At 75.5% G+C, this 21,552-nt stretch carries 25 protein-coding genes; 10 read left to right on the top strand and 15 right to left on the bottom strand.

What is annotated here, in order from left to right:
* Positions 1 to 54: 54 nt before the first annotated feature.
* The 5 genes from ACRAKJ_RS33555 to ACRAKJ_RS33535 all read right to left on the bottom strand — a co-directional run bounded on the left by ACRAKJ_RS33555 (position 55) and on the right by ACRAKJ_RS33535 (position 5,361).
* The gene (locus ACRAKJ_RS33555; RefSeq protein ID WP_438925214.1) at positions 55 to 402 is read right to left on the bottom strand and encodes a toxin-antitoxin system YwqK family antitoxin; all 348 of its coding nucleotides are present in this window, start codon (positions 400 to 402) and stop codon (positions 55 to 57) included.
* Positions 392 to 3,967 carry a WXG100 family type VII secretion target gene (locus ACRAKJ_RS33550; RefSeq protein ID WP_438925215.1) on the bottom strand — a complete coding sequence of 1,192 codons (3,576 nt, stop codon included), beginning with the start codon at positions 3,965 to 3,967 and terminating at the stop codon, positions 392 to 394. Before ACRAKJ_RS33550 ends, ACRAKJ_RS33555 begins: the two co-directional genes overlap by 11 nt.
* Complete coding sequence (locus ACRAKJ_RS33545) at positions 3,967 to 4,269, bottom strand: type VII secretion target (RefSeq protein WP_438925216.1); 303 nt, start codon at positions 4,267 to 4,269, stop codon at positions 3,967 to 3,969. Before ACRAKJ_RS33545 ends, ACRAKJ_RS33550 begins: the two co-directional genes overlap by 1 nt.
* 23 nt (positions 4,270 to 4,292) lie before the next feature.
* A complete protein-coding gene (locus ACRAKJ_RS33540) occupies positions 4,293 to 4,853 on the bottom strand; it encodes a YbaB/EbfC family nucleoid-associated protein (RefSeq protein ID WP_438925217.1) in 561 nt (186 codons plus the stop codon).
* Positions 4,854 to 4,986: 133 nt separating this feature from the next.
* Positions 4,987 to 5,361, bottom strand: a complete 375-nt coding sequence (locus ACRAKJ_RS33535) for an FKBP-type peptidyl-prolyl cis-trans isomerase (protein WP_438925218.1) — start codon at positions 5,359 to 5,361, stop codon at positions 4,987 to 4,989.
* A gap of 147 nt (positions 5,362 to 5,508) precedes the next feature.
* Between ACRAKJ_RS33535 and ACRAKJ_RS33530 the strand changes: the two genes are divergently transcribed.
* Positions 5,509 to 7,524, top strand: coding sequence for a beta-propeller domain-containing protein (locus tag ACRAKJ_RS33530; RefSeq protein ID WP_438925219.1), 2,016 nt, complete (start codon positions 5,509 to 5,511; stop codon positions 7,522 to 7,524).
* Positions 7,525 to 7,546: 22 nt separating this feature from the next.
* On the opposite strand, the gene ACRAKJ_RS33525 is transcribed toward ACRAKJ_RS33530, so the two are convergent.
* Positions 7,547 to 8,308 carry an EI24 domain-containing protein gene (locus ACRAKJ_RS33525; protein ID WP_438925220.1) on the bottom strand — a complete coding sequence of 254 codons (762 nt, stop codon included), beginning with the start codon at positions 8,306 to 8,308 and terminating at the stop codon, positions 7,547 to 7,549.
* A 168-nt stretch (positions 8,309 to 8,476) separates the two neighbouring features.
* On the opposite strand from ACRAKJ_RS33525, the gene ACRAKJ_RS33520 reads away from it, so the two are divergent.
* From ACRAKJ_RS33520 to ACRAKJ_RS33510, 3 genes are all read left to right on the top strand, one after another.
* Positions 8,477 to 10,063, top strand: a complete 1,587-nt coding sequence (locus tag ACRAKJ_RS33520; RefSeq protein ID WP_447008787.1) for a helix-turn-helix domain-containing protein — start codon at positions 8,477 to 8,479, stop codon at positions 10,061 to 10,063.
* 102 nt (positions 10,064 to 10,165) lie between these two features.
* Entirely contained in the window at positions 10,166 to 10,333 is a 168-nt protein-coding gene (locus ACRAKJ_RS33515; protein ID WP_447008786.1) for a hypothetical protein, read from the top strand.
* Entirely contained in the window at positions 10,330 to 10,560 is a 231-nt protein-coding gene (locus ACRAKJ_RS33510) for a hypothetical protein (RefSeq protein ID WP_447008785.1), read from the top strand. The genes ACRAKJ_RS33515 and ACRAKJ_RS33510 overlap by 4 nt, the downstream gene beginning before the upstream one ends.
* 61 nt (positions 10,561 to 10,621) lie before the next feature.
* Here ACRAKJ_RS33510 and ACRAKJ_RS33505 read toward each other — a convergent pair whose 3' ends face one another.
* The 3 genes from ACRAKJ_RS33505 to ACRAKJ_RS33495 form a co-directional block, all read right to left on the bottom strand.
* A complete protein-coding gene (locus ACRAKJ_RS33505; protein ID WP_447008784.1) occupies positions 10,622 to 10,804 on the bottom strand; it encodes a hypothetical protein in 183 nt (60 codons plus the stop codon).
* Between the two features lie 115 nt (positions 10,805 to 10,919).
* Entirely contained in the window at positions 10,920 to 11,366 is a 447-nt protein-coding gene (locus tag ACRAKJ_RS33500) for a DUF309 domain-containing protein (RefSeq protein ID WP_447008783.1), read from the bottom strand.
* A 115-nt stretch (positions 11,367 to 11,481) separates the two neighbouring features.
* Positions 11,482 to 12,192 (bottom strand): trypsin-like serine protease, encoded by a 711-nt coding sequence (locus tag ACRAKJ_RS33495; RefSeq protein ID WP_438924912.1) that lies wholly within the window; start codon positions 12,190 to 12,192, stop codon positions 11,482 to 11,484.
* A gap of 119 nt (positions 12,193 to 12,311) precedes the next feature.
* Here ACRAKJ_RS33495 and ACRAKJ_RS33490 point away from each other — a divergent pair, with 119 nt between their 5' ends.
* Positions 12,312 to 13,145, top strand: coding sequence for an ADP-ribosylglycohydrolase family protein (locus ACRAKJ_RS33490; protein WP_438924911.1), 834 nt, complete (start codon positions 12,312 to 12,314; stop codon positions 13,143 to 13,145).
* Here ACRAKJ_RS33490 and ACRAKJ_RS33485 read toward each other — a convergent pair.
* The 4 genes from ACRAKJ_RS33485 to ACRAKJ_RS33470 are packed head-to-tail and all read right to left on the bottom strand — an operon-like array spanning position 13,112 to position 16,006.
* The gene (locus tag ACRAKJ_RS33485; RefSeq protein WP_438924910.1) at positions 13,112 to 13,984 is read right to left on the bottom strand and encodes an SRPBCC domain-containing protein; all 873 of its coding nucleotides are present in this window, start codon (positions 13,982 to 13,984) and stop codon (positions 13,112 to 13,114) included. The genes ACRAKJ_RS33490 and ACRAKJ_RS33485 overlap by 34 nt on opposite strands.
* Positions 13,981 to 14,289 carry a metalloregulator ArsR/SmtB family transcription factor gene (locus ACRAKJ_RS33480; RefSeq protein ID WP_438924909.1) on the bottom strand — a complete coding sequence of 103 codons (309 nt, stop codon included), beginning with the start codon at positions 14,287 to 14,289 and terminating at the stop codon, positions 13,981 to 13,983. Before ACRAKJ_RS33480 ends, ACRAKJ_RS33485 begins: the two co-directional genes overlap by 4 nt.
* A gap of 32 nt (positions 14,290 to 14,321) precedes the next feature.
* Positions 14,322 to 15,059 (bottom strand): alpha/beta fold hydrolase, encoded by a 738-nt coding sequence (locus ACRAKJ_RS33475; RefSeq protein ID WP_438924908.1) that lies wholly within the window; start codon positions 15,057 to 15,059, stop codon positions 14,322 to 14,324.
* Between the two features lie 20 nt (positions 15,060 to 15,079).
* Complete coding sequence (locus ACRAKJ_RS33470; protein WP_438924907.1) at positions 15,080 to 16,006, bottom strand: RNA polymerase subunit sigma-70; 927 nt, start codon at positions 16,004 to 16,006, stop codon at positions 15,080 to 15,082.
* A 114-nt stretch (positions 16,007 to 16,120) separates the two neighbouring features.
* Between ACRAKJ_RS33470 and ACRAKJ_RS33465 the strand changes: the two genes are divergently transcribed.
* From ACRAKJ_RS33465 to ACRAKJ_RS33455, 3 genes are all read left to right on the top strand, one after another.
* Positions 16,121 to 17,257, top strand: coding sequence for an aminotransferase class I/II-fold pyridoxal phosphate-dependent enzyme (locus ACRAKJ_RS33465; protein WP_438924906.1), 1,137 nt, complete (start codon positions 16,121 to 16,123; stop codon positions 17,255 to 17,257).
* Between the two features lie 150 nt (positions 17,258 to 17,407).
* Positions 17,408 to 17,770 carry a hypothetical protein gene (locus ACRAKJ_RS33460; protein WP_438924905.1) on the top strand — a complete coding sequence of 121 codons (363 nt, stop codon included), beginning with the start codon at positions 17,408 to 17,410 and terminating at the stop codon, positions 17,768 to 17,770.
* A 16-nt stretch (positions 17,771 to 17,786) separates the two neighbouring features.
* Entirely contained in the window at positions 17,787 to 18,326 is a 540-nt protein-coding gene (locus tag ACRAKJ_RS33455) for a hypothetical protein (RefSeq protein WP_438924904.1), read from the top strand.
* Here ACRAKJ_RS33455 and rnhA read toward each other — a convergent pair.
* Positions 18,282 to 18,779 (bottom strand): ribonuclease HI, encoded by a 498-nt coding sequence (gene rnhA / locus ACRAKJ_RS33450; RefSeq protein WP_438924903.1) that lies wholly within the window; start codon positions 18,777 to 18,779, stop codon positions 18,282 to 18,284. The two genes, ACRAKJ_RS33455 and rnhA, sit on opposite strands and share 45 nt — an antisense overlap.
* 81 nt (positions 18,780 to 18,860) lie before the next feature.
* Here rnhA and ACRAKJ_RS33445 point away from each other — a divergent pair, with 81 nt between their 5' ends.
* Positions 18,861 to 19,637, top strand: coding sequence for a methyltransferase domain-containing protein (locus ACRAKJ_RS33445; protein ID WP_438924902.1), 777 nt, complete (start codon positions 18,861 to 18,863; stop codon positions 19,635 to 19,637).
* 41 nt (positions 19,638 to 19,678) lie between these two features.
* Here ACRAKJ_RS33445 and ACRAKJ_RS33440 read toward each other — a convergent pair whose 3' ends face one another.
* Positions 19,679 to 20,554, bottom strand: a complete 876-nt coding sequence (locus tag ACRAKJ_RS33440) for a dihydrodipicolinate synthase family protein (RefSeq protein ID WP_438924901.1) — start codon at positions 20,552 to 20,554, stop codon at positions 19,679 to 19,681.
* Positions 20,555 to 20,625: 71 nt separating this feature from the next.
* On the opposite strand from ACRAKJ_RS33440, the gene ACRAKJ_RS33435 reads away from it, so the two are divergent.
* Positions 20,626 to 21,519 carry a LysR substrate-binding domain-containing protein gene (locus ACRAKJ_RS33435; RefSeq protein ID WP_438924900.1) on the top strand — a complete coding sequence of 298 codons (894 nt, stop codon included), beginning with the start codon at positions 20,626 to 20,628 and terminating at the stop codon, positions 21,517 to 21,519.
* The last annotated feature ends 33 nt before the right edge of the window (positions 21,520 to 21,552 follow it).

Raw genomic sequence — 21,552 nt, 5'->3', positions numbered from 1 at the left:
GACCCCGTTCCCCGCGCGGGGAACGGGGAGCGCTTCACGGACCGCCGCCGGCGGTCAGGGCTGCTTCGCCCACTCGGTGACCAGGTTGCCCCGCTGGTCCCACTCGCGTCGTTCGAGCTGGTCGCCCCGGTCGCTGAACAGGAGGTCGGCCGCGAGCCGGCCGTCCGTGTGCCACTGCCGGTGCCGACCGACCGGGATGCCGTAGCGCATCTCCCCCTCTTTGTAGGGGCGATCGCGGTCGAACCACTCCCGGTACGGCCCGTCCTCGACGCCGTTGAGGTAGGTGTACAGCGTGAGGACGGTCCCGTCGGGCCGGGACTCGACCACCTCGCCCGTGAACGGCACGCCCTGGTGGAAGACGACGCCCTCGTCCTCCTCGACCTCATCAGCGTCAACTCGCATAGTGCCTCTCCTCCGGGGGGATGATGCGTCGGTTCGGGTCGCCCACCGCGTGGGTCGCGCGTTCCGTTCCGCTGCGCACGCCGTCGATCATCCTCGTGCAGTTGGGGCAGCACTTGGCGATGTCGGGGAACTCCCCGGATGCGTTCGGCCCTCGACCCGGTGGCGTGAACGCGTTGTCCACCCGCAACTCCGCGAGCACCTCGTCCAACTGCTCCGGCGTGAGGTCGGGCGGCAGGTCGCGGTCGTTCAACATCTGGTTCACGTTCTTGACCTCGGCGTGCCGGGTGGGCGCGTCGTTCTGCGGCCACTCGGTGCGGACCTCGTTGCCGCTGCCGTCGCGAGCGGGCTGCCCGAGCCGATCGGGGTGGCGGTCCGGCTGGGTGTAGCCGGGGCGCGTGCCGTCGGGTTGGGGGTTCCCGCGCATGGCCTCCTGGCGATCACGGAGCACGGGGTGCAAGTCGCTGTCCGGGATCAGGTCGGTCGGGGCGCCGTTGATGGACTCGTACACCTTGCCGGTCCGGTGGTCGATCGAGACGGATACGCAGACGACGTTCTTGCCCGCCCACTTCTCCGGGTTGCGGTGCGTCTCACCCCGGATGCTCTCCGGCATGAGGGACCGGTCCTCGATCCTGGACTGGATGAGCTTCGCCCGGTCCGCGAGGACGTCCCGCTGGTAGGCGTCGATCGGTTGGCCGTCGTAGTGGGTGATCAGGCCGTTCTCGGTCCCACACCGGGCGGGGTCGAGGGTTTCCAGCTCCTGGGGCCTCTTCGGGTCCGGTGGCGGGTCGTCCGGGTGGTGCTCGAAGCGCGGGTCGCGCTCGTAGGGACCACCGTCGGTCGCGCGGTCGCGGGCGCCGTCGGCGTCGGTGTGGTCGCCCTTGTCGGTGTCGTGGGTGCCGGGCGCGTAGCCGTCGCCGCCGGCCTTCGTGGTGGTGCCGTCGGGGTGGTGGGTCTGCCACTCGCCGTTGGGCGGGATGCGGGGGTGGCGGTTCCCGTCCGGGCCGATGTGGGCGTCGCTGGTGTAGACGCGGCCGTTGGCGTCCGTCCAGGCGGGTTTGGTGGGGGCGAGGACGTCGGCCCCGGTGTGGCGGGAGAGGCGCTGGGCGAAGTCGTTGCTGCCGGCGTCGCAGCCGATGAGGCGGATGGGGGTCCTGCCGTCCCAGCCGCTGCGGCGGAGCAGGTCGCCGTACTGCTCGGGGGTGCAGGTGCGGTTGCCGATGCGGGCGTGGCCGTCCGGGGTGATGTGGACGTCGGCGGTGAAGCGGTGGGGGTCGGGTGGGACGCGGTGGGGCAGGTCGCCCATGTCGGGGTCGCCGCGGTGGTGGCTGACGCCGGCGGGTGTGGTCTCGCCGTGGCGGGCGTGCGCCTCGTCGATGCCCGACCGGTCGGTGTCCGCGCGGTCGGTGTCGGGGCGGTCGCTGTCAGGACCTTCGTGGTGGTGGCCGGGGCCGGGGGTGGTGTCGGGATCGCGGCGCGGCGGGGTCCACGGCTCGGCGGCGCGCGGGCGCGCGCCATCGGCGGCGTGGGGCGCGTCGGGCCGCCCGGGCGGGCCGTGGTGACCGGGTGCGGGCGGGTTCGGGCCGGGGCCGCCGGGGCGATCGTGCGGCGGGGTACCGGGGCCGGTGTGGGTCGGGCCCGCACCTCCCGGCCGACCGTGGCCCGGAGCGTTGTGACCGGGAGCGTTGTGACCGGAGCTGTTGTGACCAGGGCTGTTGTGGCCGGGTCCAGCATGGCCGGGGCCCGCATGGCCGGGGCCCGCATGGCCGGGGCCCGCGTGACTGGGCCCGAACGACGAGGGTCCGAACGACGAGGGCCTCGGAGTCTCGGGGCCGCGTGCCGCGGGGACACCCGAGCCCATGTCACCTCGACCGCCGGGGGTTCCGGTCCAGCCACCACCGCCGCCACCGGGACGCGGGCCGCCGCCGGGAGCACCGCCGCCCGGTGTGCCGCCACCGCTGGGCAGGCCGCCTCCGGGCATGCCGCCCGGGACGTTGCCCGGCGTGCCGGCGGGGTTCGGGTAACCGCCGGGGGTGTTGGGCTGGCCGTGGCGCGGGGGTGCCTCGGGCGTCGAGGCGGTGGAGGTCGAGGTCTGGTCGAAGCGGTGGGGCGTGGGCGCGCCCGGGGCCCCGCCGTTGGGGGAACCGCCGCCGTACGGGGAACCGCCGGTTCCCGGGGCGGGCTGCCCGCCCGGGCCGCCTCGGTGCTCGCCCACGGGCACGCCGCCGGAGGGGTTGCCGGAGGGGGTGCTGCCGGGCGGGTACTGCCCGCCGGGGCCGCCCCGGTGCTCGCCGACCGGCACGCCGCCGCGCGGGGTGCCGTGGCCGGGAACACCCGGCGCGGGAGTGCCGGGAGTGGGGCCGCCCGGCGTGGTGCCGCCGCGCGGCAGGTCGTGGTCCGGGCTGTCCGGGGTGCGGCCCGGGCGCGGTGCGGACAGGGGGCCGTCCGGGTCGCGGCCCGGCCTGGGGTAGTCGGTACCGGTCGTGGTGCCGGAGGTCGTGGTGGTGTCGCCGGGGCGGCCGGTGCCGGGGGTTCCGGTGCCGGGGTCACCAGTGCCGGGGGTTCCGGTACCGGGGTTGCCGGTGCCAGGGGTGCCGGTGCCGGGAGTGCCGCTGTCGGGGTTGCCGGTACCGCCGTCACGGCCCGTGCCGCGGTCACCGCCGGCGGGAGGGCCGTCCGGCGTCCCACCGGGCGCGTCGACGTCGGTCCGACCGGTCTGCAGGAACCCGCCCCGCTTGATGTTCTTCGGGTCGAGCACGTCCAGGCCGGTGGCCTTGCCGGCCAGCTTGCCGACCACCTTCATGATCTTCTCGAAGACCTCGACCAGGCGCTTCAACATCGGCGAGACGCGCTTGATCGCGTCCAGCAGGTCCTGGACGATCTTCGAGATCTTCGCGGCCCACCGCGCGATCGCGGTCACCGCCTGCGCCACGATCACCGGCGTCCCGAACCCGAGCGTGAACGCCGCCTCCAGCACCCACGCGATGAGCTTCCCCACCAGGTCGGCGATCAGGTCGCGCACCACCTCGCGCACGAACGCCACGACCATGCCCATCATGCCCACGACCGTGCCCACGGTCCCCGCCGCCGACGCCGCGCCGGACAGCGCGTCACCGTGGACCTTCGAGTTCTCCGCGTACGCCTCGGCCGCCGCACCGGTCCACCCGGCCGTGCCCGACGACACCGCCGACGCGTAGTCCTCGGCGATCTTCCCCAGCTCGGTGGCGACGTTGGTCCAGGTCGTCGAGTACGACTCGATCACCGGCGGGTTCCCGGCCAGCCAGTCCAGCATGTCCTTGAGCGGCTGGACGTGCTCCATCAGGAACGACGCCGCCGACGACATCAGCGTCCCGAACGGGTCGATCGCCATCGCCGCCGCGTCCGCGGCCAGCCCGACCATCCCCAGGCCGGCGCCGACCCAGTCGCCGTCCTTGACGCCGTTGAACGTGTCCATCGCGGACTCGGCGATGGAGATGCCCGTCGCCCACCCGTTGTCGCCGGTGCCCGCGTTGACGACACCACCCGGTTCCGCCGGGGCCTGCGCCACCAGCGGGTTCTCGCCGGCCATCAGTCGCCCGACCCGAAGCCGTCGCGGATGGCGTCCTCCACCTCGCGGTACTGCGCCGCCGTGGTCCGCACGGACTCGCCCGCGGCCTCCATGGCCCCGACCGCGCCCTGGAGCGCGTCCAGGCCCCACTGCTCGACGGGGTCGAGCATCATCCGGAACGGCTGGCAGATGATGCCGTAGGCGTCGGTCGGCATGCTCACCGTCCGGGCGGCGTCCACCGCGCCCTGGAGGCGCGTGCCCAGGTCCGTCAACTGCTTGCCGTGCGCGTCGAGGCTGTCCGCGACGATCTCGAAGCCCGCCATGCCCTACCCCCCTTGAACCGTGCTCACGACAGGAACGAACGCCCGCCGAAGTCGTCGTCCTCGTCGTCCGGGCGCGCGTGCCGCCGGGGCGGTGGCTGGACGGGACGGGGCGGCCGGGCCGCACCGGGTGGCTGGGACGGGCCGGGCGGCTGGGCCGCGTCGTCCTCGATGCCGAACCGCAGCTCGCGGTTGACCGGGGGCGGCGGCTCCTCGTGCGGCGGGGCCGGGAAGGTGCGCTTCGCCTGGTCGAACAGGGCGTTGGCCGTCTCGTCCCGGGTGCCGATGGTCTCGCTCATGGCCTGCTGGAGCAGCTCCGGGATGCGGGACTGCGCGCGTTGCAGGGTGCGCATCACCTCGGCCGACACCTCGGCCATCCGCTTGTCCCGCGCGGACTCGGCGATCTCCAGGTTCGTCAGGATGCCGTTGGAGCCGATGGTGAGGCGGACCGAACCGTCGCGCGAGGTCTCCGAGATGGACATGCCCTGCACGCGGGTCGCCATCTCCTGGTAGCGCTCGGCCTTCTCCTCGACGCTGCGCTGCCACTGGCTGAGCATCCGCTCGGACGCCCCGATGTCCTCGGGCACGGCGGCTTCCCCCTCGCTGTACCGGTCCCCTGCGTTCCCCCGACAGGATGACGCAGACGCGAACGGCCCGGTTCCGGGGCTGGACCAAATGCTCCGAACGGAGCAGCCGCCGGGACCGGGCCGGGTGGCGCGGCTAGTTCACGCCGAGCAGGTCGACCACGAAGATCAGCGTCTCGCCCGGCTTGATCACGCCACCCGCGCCGCGGTCGCCGTAACCCAGGTGGGCGGGGATGACCAGCTTGCGCCGGCCGCCGACCTTCATGCCCTGCACGCCCTGGTCCCAGCCGGCGATGACGCGCCCGCCGCCCAGCGGGAACGAGAACGCCTCGCCGCGGTCCCAGGACGCGTCGAACTGCTCGCCGGTCGAGTGCGCGACGCCGACGTAGTGGACGTGCACGAGCTGGCCGGCGGTCGCCTCGGGTCCGTCGCCGACGGTGATGTCCTCGATCACCAGGTCGGCGGGCGCGGCGCCCTCGTAGGGCTCCACCTCGGGCTTGCTCGGGGCCATGTCACTCTCCTGTGCTCGCGGTCAGCCCCTGGCGGGGCGGTCGGCGACTACTCAACCACGCCCGCCCGGGTGAGGCCGATCGGCCCAGCGGTCGCGGAATCCGGCGTGCCGCGCAACCGCGCCGCCGCCCCGCCCCGTCCTGGGGGCATGAGGCGATGGTCCTGGGGTTCGCGGGCGGCGCTGGTCGGCGGCGCGGCGCTGGTGCTGGGGGTGAGCGCGGCCTCCGCCGTGCCCGCGCCGGAGGTGGACTGGCGGATCGTGCCGCCGATCGAGGCGGTGCCGGTCGACCTGGTCGCGTTCGACTCGTGCGAGAACGCGCTGAACGGCCTGCGCACGGCCGTCGCGCCGCACGTCGGCCCGTACGGCCTGGGCGGCGGTTTCCTGATGAGCGCCGAGGGCGACGTCGCCACCGACGCGCGGGCGGGCGCTGTCCCGCCGGTCGCGGGACAGCGGTCCTCGGGGGAGAAGGCCGCGGTGGAGCAGTCCGCGCCCGACGCACCCGCCCCCGACCACTCCACCACCAACACCCACGAGCGCGGCGTGGACGAGCCGGACCTGGTGAAGACCGACGGCGAGCGGGTCGTCACGGTCGTCGACGGCCGGCTGCGCGTGCTCGACGTGGCCTCGAAGCGGGTCACCGGCACCCTCGACCTGGCCGACGCGCCCGCGTCCCAGCTGCTGCTGCGCGGGGACCGCGCGCTGCTCGTCGGCGGGGCGCACGGCCCGACCGGCCGGGGGACCGCGGTCGACGGCGTCCCGGGGGAGGGCGCCACGATCACGCTGGTCGACCTCACGGGCGAGCCGGCGGTGCTGGGCTCGCTCCGGGTCGACGGCCGGTACGTCGACGCGCGGCAGGTGGACGACGTCGTGCGCGTGGTCGTCCACTCAGGACCGGAGCTGCCCTGGACCTACCCGGCGGACGGGCGCGGCGAGGCCGAGTCCCTGATCAGGAACCGGGAGGTCGTCGCCACCGCGCCGATCGAGGCGTGGCTGCCGCGCTACGAGCTGAGCGACCCGGCCGGCCGGACGTCGCAGGGCCCGCTGGTCGCGTGCGACCGGATCAGCGCGCCCACCGGCCACTCGGGCACGTCGATGCTGTCCGTGCTCACCTTCGACTTCCCCGGCGACCTGGGCACCGGCGACGCGGTGACGATCCTGGCGGACGGCGACACCGTGTACGGCACGGGCGGGTCCCTCTACGTCGCCGACGACCACCGCCTGCGTCCGCGGACGCGCCGCGCGCCGGACGGTCCGCCGACGACCGCGATCCACCAGTTCGACGTGTCGAGGCCCGGGCCGCCGGAGCACGTGGCGTCCGGTCGGGTCGCGGGCACGCTGCTCAACCAGTACTCGCTGTCCGAGCACGCGGGCCACCTGCGGGTGGCGACGACGACCGGGGACGCGCCGGGCGTCCCCGAGCGGGCGCCCGCCACGCAGAGCGCGGTGACCGTGCTCAAGCGGGACGGCGGGGAGCTGGAGGAGGTCGGCAAGGTCGACGGTCTCGGCGTGGGGGAGCGGATCTACAGCGTCCGGTTCGTCGGCCCGGTCGGGTACGTGGTGACGTTCCGGCAGGTCGACCCGCTCTACACGCTGGACCTGTCCGACCCGGCCAGGCCGCGCCGGGTGGGCGAGCTGAAGATCACCGGGTACTCGGCCTACCTGCACCCCGGCGAGGGCGGGACGCTCATCGGCGTCGGCCAGGAGGCCACCGGGCAGGGCCGCACCACGGGCACGCAGGTGTCGCTGTTCGACGTGTCGGACCCGGCCGCGCCCGCCAAGGTCGCGGGGCACCACCTGCCGGGGGCGAGTTCCGAGGTGGAGTACGACCCGCACGCGTTCCTGTACTCGCCCGAGCGCGACCTCGTCGTGCTGCCGGTGGTGACCGCGTCGGCCACGTCGCCCGTGCCGACCGCGTCGCCCGCCGACCCGACCGGCACGGTGGGGAAGCCGGTCGCGCCGGCGGTCGGCGGGGTGCTCGTGCTGCGGCTCGCCGACCGGGCGTTCACCGCGCTCGGCGAGGTCCGGCACGAGGCGTCGTCCTACGACGCGGGCATCCGCCGGGCGCTGCTGATCGGCGACGACCTGTGGACGCTGTCCGCCACCGGCGCGCGGGTCACCCGGCTCGACGGGCTGGTGGAGCGGGCCTGGCTGCCGTTCACCTGACCAGGTCACCTGGCCCGGTCGGTCACCTGACCTGGTCGTGCAGCAGCCGGTGCGCGAGGACCGTGCCGCCCGCCGTCGCGGCGGGCAGCACGACCAGCGCCGCCAACGGGATCAGGCACAGCAGGTAGACGGGCACCGCGTAGCCGAGCGTGATCGCGCGCCGGCGGCGCAGGACCTGCCTGCGCACCTTCAGGTTCAGGCCGCGCCGGGTGAACGGGATCGCGGTGAGCTCGATGGCGAGGATCGTGGCGTTGACGCACACCGCGATCACCGGCACCACCGTCTGGCCGACGACCGGGATGAACCCGGCCGCGAACAGCGGGATGGCGCACAGGACCGCGAGGCCGACCAGCAGCACGGCGTCGCGCACGCCGATCGCGGCCGAGGTGAGCCAGCTCACCCGCTCGGCCTCGGGCACGCCGCCGAGGTGGTCGTCCTCGATCTTCTCGGCGATGTACTCGTAGAACGGGCTGCCGATGACCAGCGTGATCGCGGTGAACAGCAGCAGGCCGACCGAGACGAACGCGACGACGGCGCCGACCCCGGCGGCGAACCGGACGACCGAGCGGGGCGTCTCCGCCCAGTCGTCGGCGAACGGCGTGATCCACGCCGCGATGTCGTCGACGTAGGTGGTGAGCCCGATCAGGCCGCCGATCAGCAGCGCCGTCGTGACGAGCGCCGGGATCGCCCCGATCAGCAACAGCTTCGGCGAGCGGAACACCAGCCCGAAGCCCTCGCCGAGCACCTTCACACCGGTGGAGAAGTCCCGCAGCACCCTGATCACGGCGCGGAGCATATCCGCGTGGGCGCCACGACCCGTGGTCGTTGTCGGTAACCCCACGGGAACGCGGCCCGCTCAACCGCTTGAGCACGGGCTTCCGGTACCCCGAAACGGCGGTGTGCCCCGTCCCGGCAGCGGTGCCAGGATGCGGGGTCTCGCGAAGGGACGGGCATGGCACTCGACCGCACCGACCCGACCTCGGGGAAGCCCGACGCGGTGGTCCCGCGGGGCCCGTTGCCGCCGTTGCCGCCGTCGCTGTGGGCCGCCGCCGAGGTGCGCGACGCGGTGCGCCACCGGTCACCGGGGGCCGTCGTCGCGGCGGCCCGCCGCGCGCACGGCCTGCGCCAGGACGAGCTGGGCGCGCTCGCGGGCTTCTCGCAGTCCGCGATCTCCCGGTTGGAGGCGGGCAGCAACATCGCCTACGACCTGCGCGTGCTGCGGCCCCTCCAGCGGCTGATGGGCATCCCGGCGCACCTGCTCGGCCTGGCCGACGACACGGTGCCGGTCGAGGCGCGGCAGGTGCGCGCGCTCGCGCCGGACTTCGCGGCCGGCCCCGGCGCGGTGGTCGCGGGCGGTGAGGCCGGCGCGGCGAGGCCGGCCGGCGCGGCGGGTCTGGGCGCGGCGGGCGCGGGCGGCGCGGCGGGTCTGGCTGGTGCGGCGGGACTGGCCGGCGCAGCGGGGTTGGGTGGTGCGGCGGGTCTGGCTGGTGCGGCGAATCTGGGTGGTGCCGCGGGTTTGGGCGCGGGCGGTGCGGCCGGCGCGGGCGGTGCGGCGGGGCTGGCCGGTGCGGTGGGCGCGGGCGGTGCGGGTGACGTGCTCGGCCTGGACGCGGCGGCGTTGATCGCGCTCACCGGCTCGGCGGTGTTCGGCGGCGGCCCGGCCGGCGGGCCGATCGCCGACGACACGTTCGAGCGCCTGATGGTGCTGCGCCGCGTCGTCAACGACGCGCACAACTGGCGCGGCTTCGCGGCGCTCGCACCGACCGTGCGCGCCCTGCACGACTTCATCGACGCGCTGCGCCGCTCCGCGCGCGGCGAGCAGCGCCGCAGGCTGCTCGGCATCGTCGCCGTGTACGCGGAGTTCTGCGGCTGGCTGCACGAGGAGACCCACGACCCGCGCGGCGCGGTGGGCTGGACGGCCCGCGCGCTGGAGCAGGGCCAGGCCGCCGACGACCGCGACGTCGTCGGCTACTCGTACGTGCGCCTGTCCCAGCTCGCCGAGGCCGACGGCGACGCGGACCGGGTGATCGGCCTGGCCCGCGCGGCGCGCCGCGAGCACGGGCTGAGCCCCGTCGTGCGGGCCATGGCGCTGCGCCAGGAGGCGCGCGGCCTCGCCGCGGCGGGCGACGAGACGTGCATGGAGCGGCTCGACCTGGCCGACGCCGAGTTCGAGCGCGTCCGGCGGCCCGACGGCGACGCCTACTGGATCGGCTACTGCTTCACCGCCGAGCACATCGAGCTGGAACGCGCGGCCGGCTGGCTGGAGCTGGGCCGGCCCACCCGCGCCATCGAGGTCTACGAGGACCTGCACCAGCGCCGGTGGCGGCGGATGTGCCTGTGGGAGCAGGGGGTGCACATCGCCAAGCTGGCCCGCGCGCACGCCAGGGCGGGCCACCGCGACCGGGCGGCGGAGCTGGCCTGGGAGGCGCTCGACGCGGCCCGCGCCACGGGGTCGGCGCAGGTCGTCCGCGAGCTGGCCGGGCTGGGGCACTGGGAGGGCGCACCCCACGTCGCCGAACTGGCCCGCGGCGCGAAGTGAGACGCGCCAGGCCTCAACCGTTCACATGCGTCTTGCGCATACCGCGGCGTCGATCGGGTCTCCGCCCTTCGCCGACCGCCGGCCGACCCCCACGATGAGGGGATGACCGAACCGGAACCCACGGGCCCACCGCCGCGGGACGCGACCGGCGGCCACCCGGGCGGCCACCCGGTCGAGGCCCGCCGGCGCCGCGGGCCGCACCTCCCGGACTTCCGCGCCACGCCCGACGCGGTGGTGCGCGGCGTGACCGACGGGCCGGTGGTGCCGTGAGCCCCGCCGCGCGCCGCGAGGACCCCGTGCTGCTGGTGCGCAGGCTCGACGACGCGTCGGGGCGGGAGCGCAGCTGCCACCTCGTCCCGCTGCCGGACGGCACGCGGTCGGCGCTGGTCGCCCTGTGCGGCGAGCGCATCGAGGTCGGCACGGCGGAGCTGCTGCCCGAACCCGAGGGCGTGCCGTGCGTGCCGTGCCTGCTCTCCGCCCCGCCGGCGCGCACCTGACCCGGTACGCGGGGAGGCCCCGGACCGACGTGGTCCGGGGCCTCACGTGAGCGCTGGAGCCTCAGCGGCGGCGCCGGAAGCTGAGCGTGCGCGCGCCCGCGCCGACACCCGCCAGGTGCAGTGCCACGCACAGCAGCCCCGCCATCAGCAGCGTCCCGCTGTCGAGCACGGTGCCCAGCGAGGCGTCGGCGAGGTCGAGCAGGAGCGCGAGGCCGAAGATGACCGCGGCGATGATCGCTAGCACGGGAGCCTCCCGGTGTAGTAGGTGATCGGGACTTACCCGCTCCCACCTGCTCCCAAGCAGGCATTCGGCCCAACTTCCGGGCCGGTCGCGCTCCTCGCGCGGCCCGGTCGGCGCGTCACGGACCCCCGGTCAGCCGCGGCACGCCCGCGCCGGTCCCGGCCCAGGCGACCAGCCCGGCGACGTCGATCCCGTGCGGCGGCCGGTCGGCGTACGGCGCGATGTTGACCGCGCCGCGGTCGAGCAGCGACCGCGCGCCCGCGGTGTTGCCGCGCGCGGCGTGCGTGAGGCCCACGGCGAGCTGCGCCAGCCCGCGCCACAGCTCCCGCTCGTGCTCGGGCGCGGCCTTCCACGCGTCCTCCAGCACCTCGTGCGCGTGGAACGGGCGGCCGGTGTCGAGCAGCCGCTGCGCCTCGGTCAGCGCCTCGTCCGGCGTGCGGGGCACGCCCTCGGGCTGCCGCTCCACGCCGGGCAGCCCGTGGGGCAGCGGTCGGCCGAGGCCGTCGCGCGGTCGCGCGTTGCGGGCCCGGCCCTGCTCGTCGCGGTCACGGGGGCTCGTGCTCATGGCGTGATCGTGTCACGGACCGCGCGCGGGTGTCAGCGTGCGACCCGCGCTCGACCCGGGGAACCGCGGCGACCGGGGTGTCCCCCCGGTCGCCGCGGGCCTGTCCGGGGACGGGTCAGACGCCCGCCACCGACTGGATCCAGGACCGGTAGCGCGTCACGTTCGTGTAAGCGGTGGTGGTCTGCCGGTCGCTGGTCGAGGCGACGCCGACCTGCACGCCACCGGCCATCATCGGGCCGCCCGAGTCACCGCCCGCGGTGATGCCGTCGCCGCGCCGGGCGCAGATCGCGCTGCCGCCGTAGGCGTCGGTGCAGCCGCCGGTGACGGTCACGTTCGCGACCTTCAGGTACTGCGACTGGCAGTTGATCTCCGAACCGCACTGGGAGGTCGCGCCCCAGCCGTACACCTGCACGGACTGGCCCACGGTGACCGAACCCGGCTGCCCGAGCCGCGCGTAGGTGGCGCTCACCGAGCGGTCCAGGCGCACCAGGGACAGGTCGGAGCTGTGGTTCACGGTCTGCACGCCGTTGGCCAGGGTGCCGCCGGAGGTCTGGTCGAGGCTGCCGATCCGGAAGGACAGCCCGCCGCCGCTCACGCAGTGCTTCGCGGTCAGCACCCACGTCGGCGCGATGATCGTCGCGCTGCACGTCTGCCGGCCGTTGGAGAACAGCCGGGCCGCCCACGGCGCGTTGCTCGCGTAGCCGCCGCCGATGATGTACGGCGCGACCCCGCCGTCCGCGGCGGGCGCCGCCGAACCGGACAGGGCGAGGGCGGGCAGGGAGAGCAGTGCGGCGACGAGCGTGGGGATCAACCTGGTGAGTCGCACGGTTTCCTCGTTTCGTGAGACGCGCGATTGCTCGCGCACAGGGGTGTCTCGGAACAGGGGATTCGTACCACCCGACCGGGTGAAAAGGGCCATACCGAACCGGCTATAACGTGGGCCGCGTGCTTGTCGAGATGGCCATCGGGGACGCGTACGGCGCGGGCTTCGAGTACGCCGACGCGGACCACGTGACCAGGTGCAACACCCTCGCCGGGTACGTGCGCAACCCGGTGCACCCGGCGCTGGCGCCGGGCCGCTACACCGATGACACGCAGATGGCGCTGGCCCTGGCCGAACTGCTGGCGTCCGGCGGGCCGTGGACCGCGGCGTCGATCGCGTCGGCTTTCACGACGGCGTTCCACCGCGACCCGCGCGAGGGCTACGCGCGCGGTTTCCGGGCGTTCCTGGGGTCGGTGCGCACGGGGGAGGAGTTCCTCGCGCGCATCCGGCCGGGCAGCGACAAGAGCGGCGCGGCCATGCGGGTCGCCCCGGTCGGCCTGCTGCCGGGGGTGGCCGACGTGCTGCACCACAGCGACGTGCAGGCCCGCGTCACGCACGACACCCCGGACGGGATCGCGTCGGCGCGGGCCGCCGCGCTCGCCGTGCACTACTGCCACCGCGGCCTGGGCCCGGTCGCCTCGGTCGGCACGTGGGTCGCCGACCGGCTGGGCTCGCCGGTGTGGGCGCGGCCGTGGCGCGGACCGGTGGGCCCGAAGGGCGTGGCGAGCGTGCGGGCCGCGCTGACGGCGCTCGCGACCGGCGGGTCGCTGAGCGCCGTCCTGCGCGCGTGCGTCGCGTTCACCGGGGACGTGGACACGGTCGCGGCGATCGCGCTGGCCGCCGCGTCCGGGTCGGACGAGGTCGCCGCCGACCTGCCGGTGTCCCTGGTGGACGGTCTGGAGGACGGGCCGTTCGGCCGCACTCACCTGTCCTCTGTGGACAGCCTCCTCCGGTAGCGGGCCAGCAGTTCCGCCTCTCGGTCCGCCGGCCACGGGCGCCGGACCCCGCCGAGGAGGGCCGCGAGGAACAGCTCCAGGTGCACGTGCCAGGCGGCGAGCGCGCGCGGCGCGGACGCCGGGTCGACCGGCCGGTGCGTCAGCTCGACCACCGTGCCGCGTTCGGGGTCGTGCCGGAACTCCCACCGCACCCGCCCGGCCGGCGAGTCGTGCGCCAGCACGCGCGGCGGCGTGCGCTCGACCAGCGGACCGGCGGGCGCGGCCGGGTTGGTCACGCCCACCGGCACCTCGTCGGAGCCCTCGGTGAGCAGGTCCCACACCACGTCCAGCGGTCGCCACACCAGGTCGCGGGCGAACCGCACCTCGCCGTCCTCGAACACGCCCTCGTCCAGGCCGAACTCGCGCGCGTACCGCTCGACCGGGCCCAGCACGTCCCCGTCCGGGGTGAACGGCCGCCCGTCGAGCCGCGCGCCCAGGCCGGCCAGGCAGGTGTCCCAGCCGGCCGCGGTGCGCGCGGTGCCCAGTTCGTCGTCCACGACGTGCGTGAACACCAGCAGGCAGCCGCGCTCGTGCGGCAGCAGCTCGAACCGCAGCACGTCGCTCGCCCAGCGGAACGCGAACACCCGCGGCGGGTCGTGCTCCAGCACCTCGCCGGTGGTGACCTGGTCGGGGAACGCGAACGTCATCGCCCGACCCTCGACGGCCACCGCCGCCGGGAACCAGTGCGCCAGTTCGTCCGGCTCGGTGACCACCCGCCACACCTTCTCGGGCGGGTGGTCGAGCACGCGCTCGAAGCGCAGCACGGGCTTGCCCGCGACGCGGCGCAGCTCGGCGCTCACCCGTCCACCTCGTCCAGCCGCCGCTCCAGTCGGTCGAGGCTCGCCTCCCACATGCGCCGGTACGGCGCGAGCCAGGCGTCGACCTCGGACAGCGGCCCGGGTCGCAGCCGGTACAGCCGCCGCTGGGCGTCGCGCCGCACCTCGACCAGACCGGCCTCGCGCAGCACCTTCAGGTGCTTGGACACCGCGGGCTGGCTGATCGCCAACCCGTCGACCAGGTCGCCGACCGGCCGCTCGCCGTGCCGCAGCACGTCGAGGATGTGCCGGCGGTGCGCGTCGGCCAGCACCGCGAACGTGGATTCCATACCGGCAATACAACCCATCAGGCATGTAGGTGTCAGGAGCGGCGGACCGGCATCAGCGGTCGCGGCACCGAGGTGAGGAACCCGGCCACCAGCCGTTCGCACAGGTCCGGCTGCTCGAACAGCGCCAGGTGCGAGCTGCCCGGCACGATCGCCAGCTGCGCGTCGGCGATCCCCCGGTACATCGCGACGGTGTGCTCCAGGTGCACGATGTCGTCGTCGCTGCCCAGCACCAGCGTCGGGCAGGTGATCGCGGCCAGGTCCACGACCTCCGGCGAGCGCGCGGCGCGGGCGAACTTGTCGACCACCACCGGGAAGTGCTCCCGACCGTCCGGCGACACCTCGGCGTACCGGTCCACGACCGAGGGCGGGAACTCGACATCCGGCTCCGGCAGGAACACCCAGCCGTCGGCGGAGAAGCCCGAGTTCAGCACCACCAGCCGGCGCACCAGGTCCGGCCGCCGCGCGGCCACCCCCAGCGCCACCACCCCGCCCGCGCTGTAGCCCGCCAGGTGCGCCGGGCCGCCCACGACCCGTTCCAGGAACGCGATCACGTCACCCGCGAGCAGGTCCGCGCCCACCTCGCCCGGCACGTCCGGGGTGCGGCCGTGACCGCGCCGGTCCACCAGGAACACCCGGAACCGGTCCGCGAGCCGCGCCAGGTTCGGCCCGAAGTCCCGCGAGTCGCCGAACCCGCCGTGCAGCAGCACCAGCGGCTCGCCCTCGCCGCGCACCTCGAACCAGGTGCGCACGCCGTTCACGTCCTCGTACATCAGCGGTCCTCCCGTAGGTCTCACCCATCAGTACGGACCGGGGCGTCGAAACTCATCGGCAGCCCGAACAACCCGAACAGCGAATCGCCCAGGAACGTCGTGGCCGACACCAGGCGCGACCCCGAGAACTCGACCACGACCAGCGCGAACGGCCGCAGCACGCCGTCCGCGTCCGGCCGGTACTGGGCGAGCGCGGGCACCCCGTTCGCCCGGGTCGGCACCACCCGCGCGGTCTCGCAGCCCGCGCCCGGCACCGCGAGGACGGCGGCGACGTCCGCCCGCCCGCGCAGCCACCACGCGAACGGCGGCATGGTCGTCGTCGCGTCCTCGTGCAGCATCGCGACGAGCGCGGCCACGTCGTGCCGCTCGAACGCGGTCGTGTACCGCTCCAGCAGGCCCTCGTCGACCGGTTCGAGCGGCGCCGGCCTGCGCTCGGCGATCGTGGCGCGGGCGCGCTGGAGCGCGCTGTTGACCGCCGCGGTGGTGGTGCCCAGCAGGTCCGCCACCTCGTGCGCCCGCCACACCAGCACGTCGCGCAGGACCAGCACGGCCCGCTGCCGGGGCGGCAGGTGCTGGAGCGCGGCGACGAACGCGAGCCGCACCGACTCGCGCCGCTCGACCAGCACGTCGGCGGGCAGCACGCGGGCGTCCGGCGCGGGCCACACCCACGCGCCCGGCGGCAGCGGCTCGCCCAGCGGGGACCCCGGCGCGGCGGGCGCGGCCAGGTCGTGCGCCAGGGCCCGGCGCCGCGCGCCGCGCAGCAGGTCGAAGCACACGTTCGTGGCGATCGCGTACAGCCACCGCCGCAGCGGGCCCCGAGCCGGGTCGAACCCGCCGCCCCAGGCCCGCGCGAACGCCTCCTGCACGGCGTCCTCGGCCTCGAACGGGCTGCCGAGCAGGCGGTAGCAGTAGCCGGTCAGCTCCACCCGATGCTTCTCCAGGTCCACCCGGCACACGGTAAACTGGCCCCGGCGCCCCTCGACCCCTCGGTGCAGCCCACTTCCGCGTGGCACGACCGCGTGAACGCCCCGCTCGCCCCGCCGAAGCCCCGAGGAGTCACCGTGCCGCGCACGTTCACCAGTTCCCCGGTCCGCGACCTGCTCGCCCTCACCAGCCGCCCCGAGGTGATCTCGTTCGCGGGCGGCCTGCCCGCGCCCGAGCTGTTCGACGTCGACGGCCTGCGCGCCGCGTTCGACCGGGCGCTGTCCCGCAGGACCCTCCAGTACGCGCCCACCGAGGGCGACGCGGACCTGCGCGCCCTCGTCGCCGCCCGGATGACCCGCCGCGGCCTGCCCACCACCGCCGCCGCCGACCTGCTCGTCACCACCGGGTCGCAGCAGGCGCTGACGCTCGTGGCGACCGCGCTGCTGGAACCGGGCTCGGTCGTCGCCGTCGAGGAACCCACCTACCTCGCCGCGCTCCAGTGCTTCCGGCTCGCGGGCGCGCGGGTCGTGCCCGTGGCGGGCGACGAGCACGGCCTGGACCCGGCGGCGCTGGCCGAGGTCGTCGAGCGGGAGCGGCCCGAGCTGCTCTACCTCGTGCCGACGTTCGCCAACCCCACCGGCCGCACGATCGACGCCGGGCGGCGCGCCGAGATCGCCGCCGTCGCCGACCGGCACGGCCTGTGGGTGGTGGAGGACGACCCGTACGGCGAGCTGCGGTTCCGCGGCGAACCGGTGCCCCCGCTGGCCTCGTTCAGCGACCGCGTCCTGCACCTGGGCAGCTTCTCCAAGACCGGCGCGCCCGGCCTGCGGCTCGGCTGGCTGCGCGCGCCCGAGTCGCTGATGCGCACGCTGGTGATCGTGAAGCAGGCCGCCGACCTGCACACCTCCGCCCTCGACCAGGCCGCCGCCGCCGTCTACCTCGGCGCGCGCGACCTGGACGAGCACGTGCGCGGCCTGTGCGCCGCCTACCGCGAGCGGCGGGACGCGATGGTGTCGGCGCTGCCGTCGACCACGCCCGACGGCACCCGGTGGACCGACCCGGACGGCGGCATGTTCGTGTGGCTGACCCTGCCCGGCGACGTCGACACCGCCGAGCTGCTGGTGGGAGCGTTGGAGCGGGACGTGGCGTTCGTGCCCGGCGCGCCCTTCCACGCCGGTGAGCCGGACCGGGCGACGATGCGGCTGTCGTTCACCACGAACACGCCGGACGACATCGCCGAGGGGATGCGCCGGCTGGCGACCGTGCTGCGGTAGCCGGACCCGGTTCCCCGGCCCTCCGGTCCCGGTTCCCGGCCCGCCGTTCCCCGGTCCGGCCCGCTCCGGGGAACCGGGGGCGGCAGGTCGGGCGGCGTCGCGGCCCGCGCGCGGCGACCCCGCCCGGCGGCGGCGACCTAGCTTCGCCCCATGACAGAACCGCTCCCGAAGTCCGGCCCGCGCCGCGTGGTCGTCGCGCTCGGTGCGCTCGTCGTGCTCCTGATCGGCGCGTCGGTGCTGGCGATCACGCTGTTCGCCGGTGCGCGCGACGACCGCGACCTGGAGTCCCAGCGCCTGGACCAGCTGTCGGCGACCCGGTCCGAGGCGGAGGGCCGGCTGGCGGACACGACGGCGTCGATCGACGAGCTGGGCGACGGGATCGCCCGCCTGCAGGCCGAGAACGCCGAGCTGCACAAGTGCGCCGACCCGGCCAAGGACTCCATCATCGCCGCGCGGGACGACGACGACGCGGCGCTGGGCCCCGCCGTGGACCGCGCCTCGGACAACTGCTGAACGAGGGGAACCGCACATGACCACGTCCGAACCCGCCCAGCAGTCCCAGCCCACCGACGAGCACCCCGCGCGACCGCCGCAGTCCCCGGTCCACCCGGAGACCTACCCGCAGCCCGCCCCGCACCAGCCCGCCCCGCCGGCCGCTGTTTTACCTGCCGCCGCTCCGCCGGCCGCCTTCCCGCCGCCGGCCGCCCCGTCGCCGCCCGCCGCCCCGTCCCGCGCGCCGGTCGTCGTGCTCACCGCGCTGGCCGTCGTGTTCGCGGTCGTCGCCGCCGTGTTCACCGTGCTGCACGCCAACACCGGCGACGACCGCGACCGGCTCACCGCGGCCCGGCAGGAGGAGGAACGCCTCCTCTCCGGCGTGCGGGCCGGGCAGGACGAGGCCGACCGGGCGCTGGAGGACAGCCGCTCCCGCCACGCCACCCTGACCTCCGAGCACGACGTGCTCACCCGGTGCGTCGACGCCGCCAAGGCGTACTTCGACCTGCCGCCCGTCGAGTCGCCCGAGTCGTCACGCCTGTTCGCCATCATGTACGACGTCTGCCCGGAGGTCTGACTCCCGCGCCGCCTGCACGCCGCGGACCGCCAGCCGGTCCGCGCGCTCGTTCTCCGGGTGCCCGGAGTGGCCCTTCACCCAGTGCCACTCGACGTCGTGCGGCGTGAGCGCGACGTCGAGGCGCTGCCACAGGTCGACGTTCTTCACCGGCTGGCGGGCGGAGGTGAGCCAGCCGTTGGACTTCCACTTCGCCATCCACGACAGGACGCCGTTGCGGACGTAGGTGCTGTCGGTGTAGATCCGCACGGTGGACGGCCGCTTCAGCGTCTCCAGCGCCCGGATCGGCGCCATCAGCTCCATGCGGTTGTTGGTGGTGGCCGAGGACTCACCGCCGAACAGGTCGCGCTCGTGCTCCCCGTACCGCAGCACCGCGCCCCACCCGCCCGGCCCGGGGTTCCCGCTGCACGCCCCGTCGGTGTAGATCTCCACCACCCGCTCCACGCGCCAGAACATACCGGGGCGTTCGTCGGCAGCTGATCAGCCGAGAGCGGACCCCACTACCGCCGCCCGTCGCCGGCGTGCACGGTGTGCGGTGTGGACCTGGGATTCAGGGGAGAGGTGGCGGCCCTCTACCGCCGGTACCGCCGCGGCTACCCGCCGCCGGTGGTCGACGCGCTGGTGGCCGCGTTCGCCCTCACGCGCGACGACGTCGTGGTCGACCTGGGCTGCGGCACGGGCCAGTTGGCCGTGCCGCTGGCGGGCCGGGTGCGCGGCGTGGTCGGCGTGGACCCCGAACCGGACATGCTCGCCGAGGCCCGCGCCGCCGCCGGCGACCTGCCGAACGCGACGTGGGTGGTCGGCTCGGACGCGGACGTGCCCGCGCTGCGCGCGGTCCTGGGCGCGGGGACGGTCGGCGCGGTCACCATCGGCCAGGCGCTGCACTGGATGGACCGCGAACGCCTGTTCGCCGAGCTGGCGACCCTGGTGCGGCCGGGCGGGGGCGTCGCCGTGGTCACCAACGGCACCCCGCTGTGGCGGCAGGGCAGCGCGTGGTCGCGGGCGCTGCGGGCGTTCCTGCACGACCACCTGGGCCTGGGCGGCGACCGCGCGTGCGGCACGGACGACGAGTCGCAGCGGCACTACGCCGCCGACCTCTCCGCCGCGGGCTACGCCGTCGCCGCGACCACCGTCGAGTACACCGCGCCCCTGACCGCGGACGACATCGCGGGCGGCGTGCTGTCCGCGCTCCCGGTGGACCGCCTGCCACCCGACCGGGCCGCCTTCACCGCCGCCGTGATGGACGCCGTGGCCCCGCACGCGCCGTTCACCGAGGACGTGCGCGTCGCCGTGCTGACGGGTCGGCGGGGCTGACAGGGCGACGGGGCTGACAGGGCGGCGTCCGGGCTCCCGGCTCACACGCCGATCGGCGCGGGCAGCCGGTCGAGCGCGTCCAGCGCCGCCCGCACGGTCCCCGGCGCGGCGGGCAGCAGGGGCAGGCGCACGGCGGGCGTCGGGATGCGGCCCAGCGCGTGCAGCACGCCCTTGACCACGGTCGGGTTGGGTTCGGCGAACAGGGCGTCCGACAGCGGCGCGAGGGCGTTGCCCAGGGCGCGGGCCCTGGCCGGGTCGGTGCGCCAGGCCGTCACCAGGTCGGCGAACCCGGCCGTGACGACGTTGGCCGACGCCAGGACGCCGCCCTGCGCGCCCATGGCCAGCAGCGGCGAGATCACCAGGTCGTCGCCGCCGAGGACGGCGAAGCCCGCCGGCGGGTCGGCGAGCAGCGCCACGGTGTCGGCGTCGATCCCGCCCACCGCGTGCTTCACGCCGACGACGCCGGGCACGGCGGCCAGGTCGCGCAGCGCGCCCACCGACAGCCGCTGACCCGTCCGGTACGGGATGTTGTAGACGACCAACGGGACCGGGCTGAGCGAGGCCAGGTGCGCGAAGTGCGCCACCACGCCCGCCTCGCCCGGCCGCACGAACGGCGGCACGGTCGCCAGCGCGGCGGTCACCACCGCGGGGTCCAGCGCGGTCAGCGCCTCGGCCGTGCTCGCGCCGACCGTCAGCGGCACGCCCCGCTCCCGGCACACGCCCGCGACGAGGTCCACCACGGCCCGCCGCTCGACCTCGGTCAACGACCCCGGCTCACCGGTCGTGCCGAGCGCCACCAGGCCGGACGCGCCCTCGTCCAGCACGTCCCGCGCCAACCGCTCCAGGGCGTCGAGGGCGACGCGGCCGTCCACGTCGAAGGGCGTGATGAGCGGCACGTGCACACCGGTGAGGGTCATGGCGTCCAGCGTCGGCCACCCGATCCGTAAGGTCCAGTTCGCATCCGTGACGAGAACCGTAAGCTCACCTGATGCTCGACGTGCGCCGGCTGAGCCTGCTCTGCGACCTCGCCCGCCTCGGCACGATCGCCGCCGCGGCCCGCGCCAACGCCTACACGCCGTCCGCCGTCTCCCAGCAGCTGTCCGCGCTGGAGCGGGAGGCCGGCGTGCCGCTGCTGGAGCGCACCGGCCGCGGCGTCACCCTCACCACCGCCGGCCGCGTCCTCGTCGAGCACGCCGAGTCCGTCCTGGCCGCCCTCGAACGCACGTCCGCGGCCCTGGCGGCGGTGTCGACCGGCCTGTCCGGCCCGCTGCGCATCGGCGCGTTCCCCACCGCCGTGCGCACGTTGCTGCCCACCGCGCTGGTCGCGCTGGGCGAGGAGCACCCCGGCCTGGAGCTGATGGTGACCGAGCTGGACCCGGTGGACGTGCCGGCCGCCCTGCGCGACCGCCGCCTCGACGTGGGGCTGCTCAACGACTACGACGTGGTACCGGTCGTGCCCGACCCGTCCCTCGACTCCGTGCCGCTGCTGGAGGAGACGGTCTACCTGGCCGTGCCCGCCACCGCGCCGTGCACCGCCGACCCGCTGCACGCCGCCCGCGACGCCGACTGGATCATGGCCGCCCCCGGCACCCTCTGCCACACCGCGACCACCCTGGTGTGCCGGGCCGCCGGCTTCGCCCCGCGCGCCCGCCACCACGCGGACGACTTCACCACCGTCCTGGCCCTGGTGGCCGCCGACCAGGGCGTCTCGCTCGTGCCCCAGCTGGCCGCCGAACGCCCCCCGCCGGGCGTCCGCCTGGTCCCCCTGCCGACCCGCCGCAGGACCCGCGTCGCCCACCGCCGCGGCGCCGCCGCCCACCCGGTCACCGCGGCCTGCGTGACGGCCCTGCGCGACTCGGTGGCCGCGTTCCTGCGCCGCTGACCCGTGCGACCGGCGGGTGCACGAGGATGGACC

The organism is Saccharothrix sp. DSM 118769 (assembly GCF_052936295.1).
This window is presented reverse-complemented; position numbering and strand designations above follow the sequence as displayed.

Coding starts and splice junctions, on each gene's coding strand:
- ACRAKJ_RS33455 (WP_438924904.1), top strand. CDS start 17,787: ATGACCACGTCCGAACCCGCCCAGCAGTCCCAGCCCACCGACGAGCAC.
- ACRAKJ_RS33535 (WP_438925218.1), bottom strand. CDS start 5,361: ATGGCCCCGAGCAAGCCCGAGGTGGAGCCCTACGAGGGCGCCGCGCCC.
- ACRAKJ_RS33515 (WP_447008786.1), top strand. CDS start 10,166: ATGACCGAACCGGAACCCACGGGCCCACCGCCGCGGGACGCGACCGGC.
- rnhA (WP_438924903.1), bottom strand. CDS start 18,779: ATGTTCTGGCGCGTGGAGCGGGTGGTGGAGATCTACACCGACGGGGCG.
- ACRAKJ_RS33460 (WP_438924905.1), top strand. CDS start 17,408: ATGACAGAACCGCTCCCGAAGTCCGGCCCGCGCCGCGTGGTCGTCGCG.
- ACRAKJ_RS33530 (WP_438925219.1), top strand. CDS start 5,509: ATGAGGCGATGGTCCTGGGGTTCGCGGGCGGCGCTGGTCGGCGGCGCG.
- ACRAKJ_RS33545 (WP_438925216.1), bottom strand. CDS start 4,269: ATGGCGGGCTTCGAGATCGTCGCGGACAGCCTCGACGCGCACGGCAAG.
- ACRAKJ_RS33555 (WP_438925214.1), bottom strand. CDS start 402: ATGCGAGTTGACGCTGATGAGGTCGAGGAGGACGAGGGCGTCGTCTTC.
- ACRAKJ_RS33550 (WP_438925215.1), bottom strand. CDS start 3,967: ATGGCCGGCGAGAACCCGCTGGTGGCGCAGGCCCCGGCGGAACCGGGT.
- ACRAKJ_RS33475 (WP_438924908.1), bottom strand. CDS start 15,059: ATGTACGAGGACGTGAACGGCGTGCGCACCTGGTTCGAGGTGCGCGGC.
- ACRAKJ_RS33520 (WP_447008787.1), top strand. CDS start 8,477: ATGGCACTCGACCGCACCGACCCGACCTCGGGGAAGCCCGACGCGGTG.
- ACRAKJ_RS33440 (WP_438924901.1), bottom strand. CDS start 20,554: ATGACCCTCACCGGTGTGCACGTGCCGCTCATCACGCCCTTCGACGTG.
- ACRAKJ_RS33435 (WP_438924900.1), top strand. CDS start 20,626: ATGCTCGACGTGCGCCGGCTGAGCCTGCTCTGCGACCTCGCCCGCCTC.
- ACRAKJ_RS33480 (WP_438924909.1), bottom strand. CDS start 14,289: ATGGAATCCACGTTCGCGGTGCTGGCCGACGCGCACCGCCGGCACATC.
- ACRAKJ_RS33500 (WP_447008783.1), bottom strand. CDS start 11,366: ATGAGCACGAGCCCCCGTGACCGCGACGAGCAGGGCCGGGCCCGCAAC.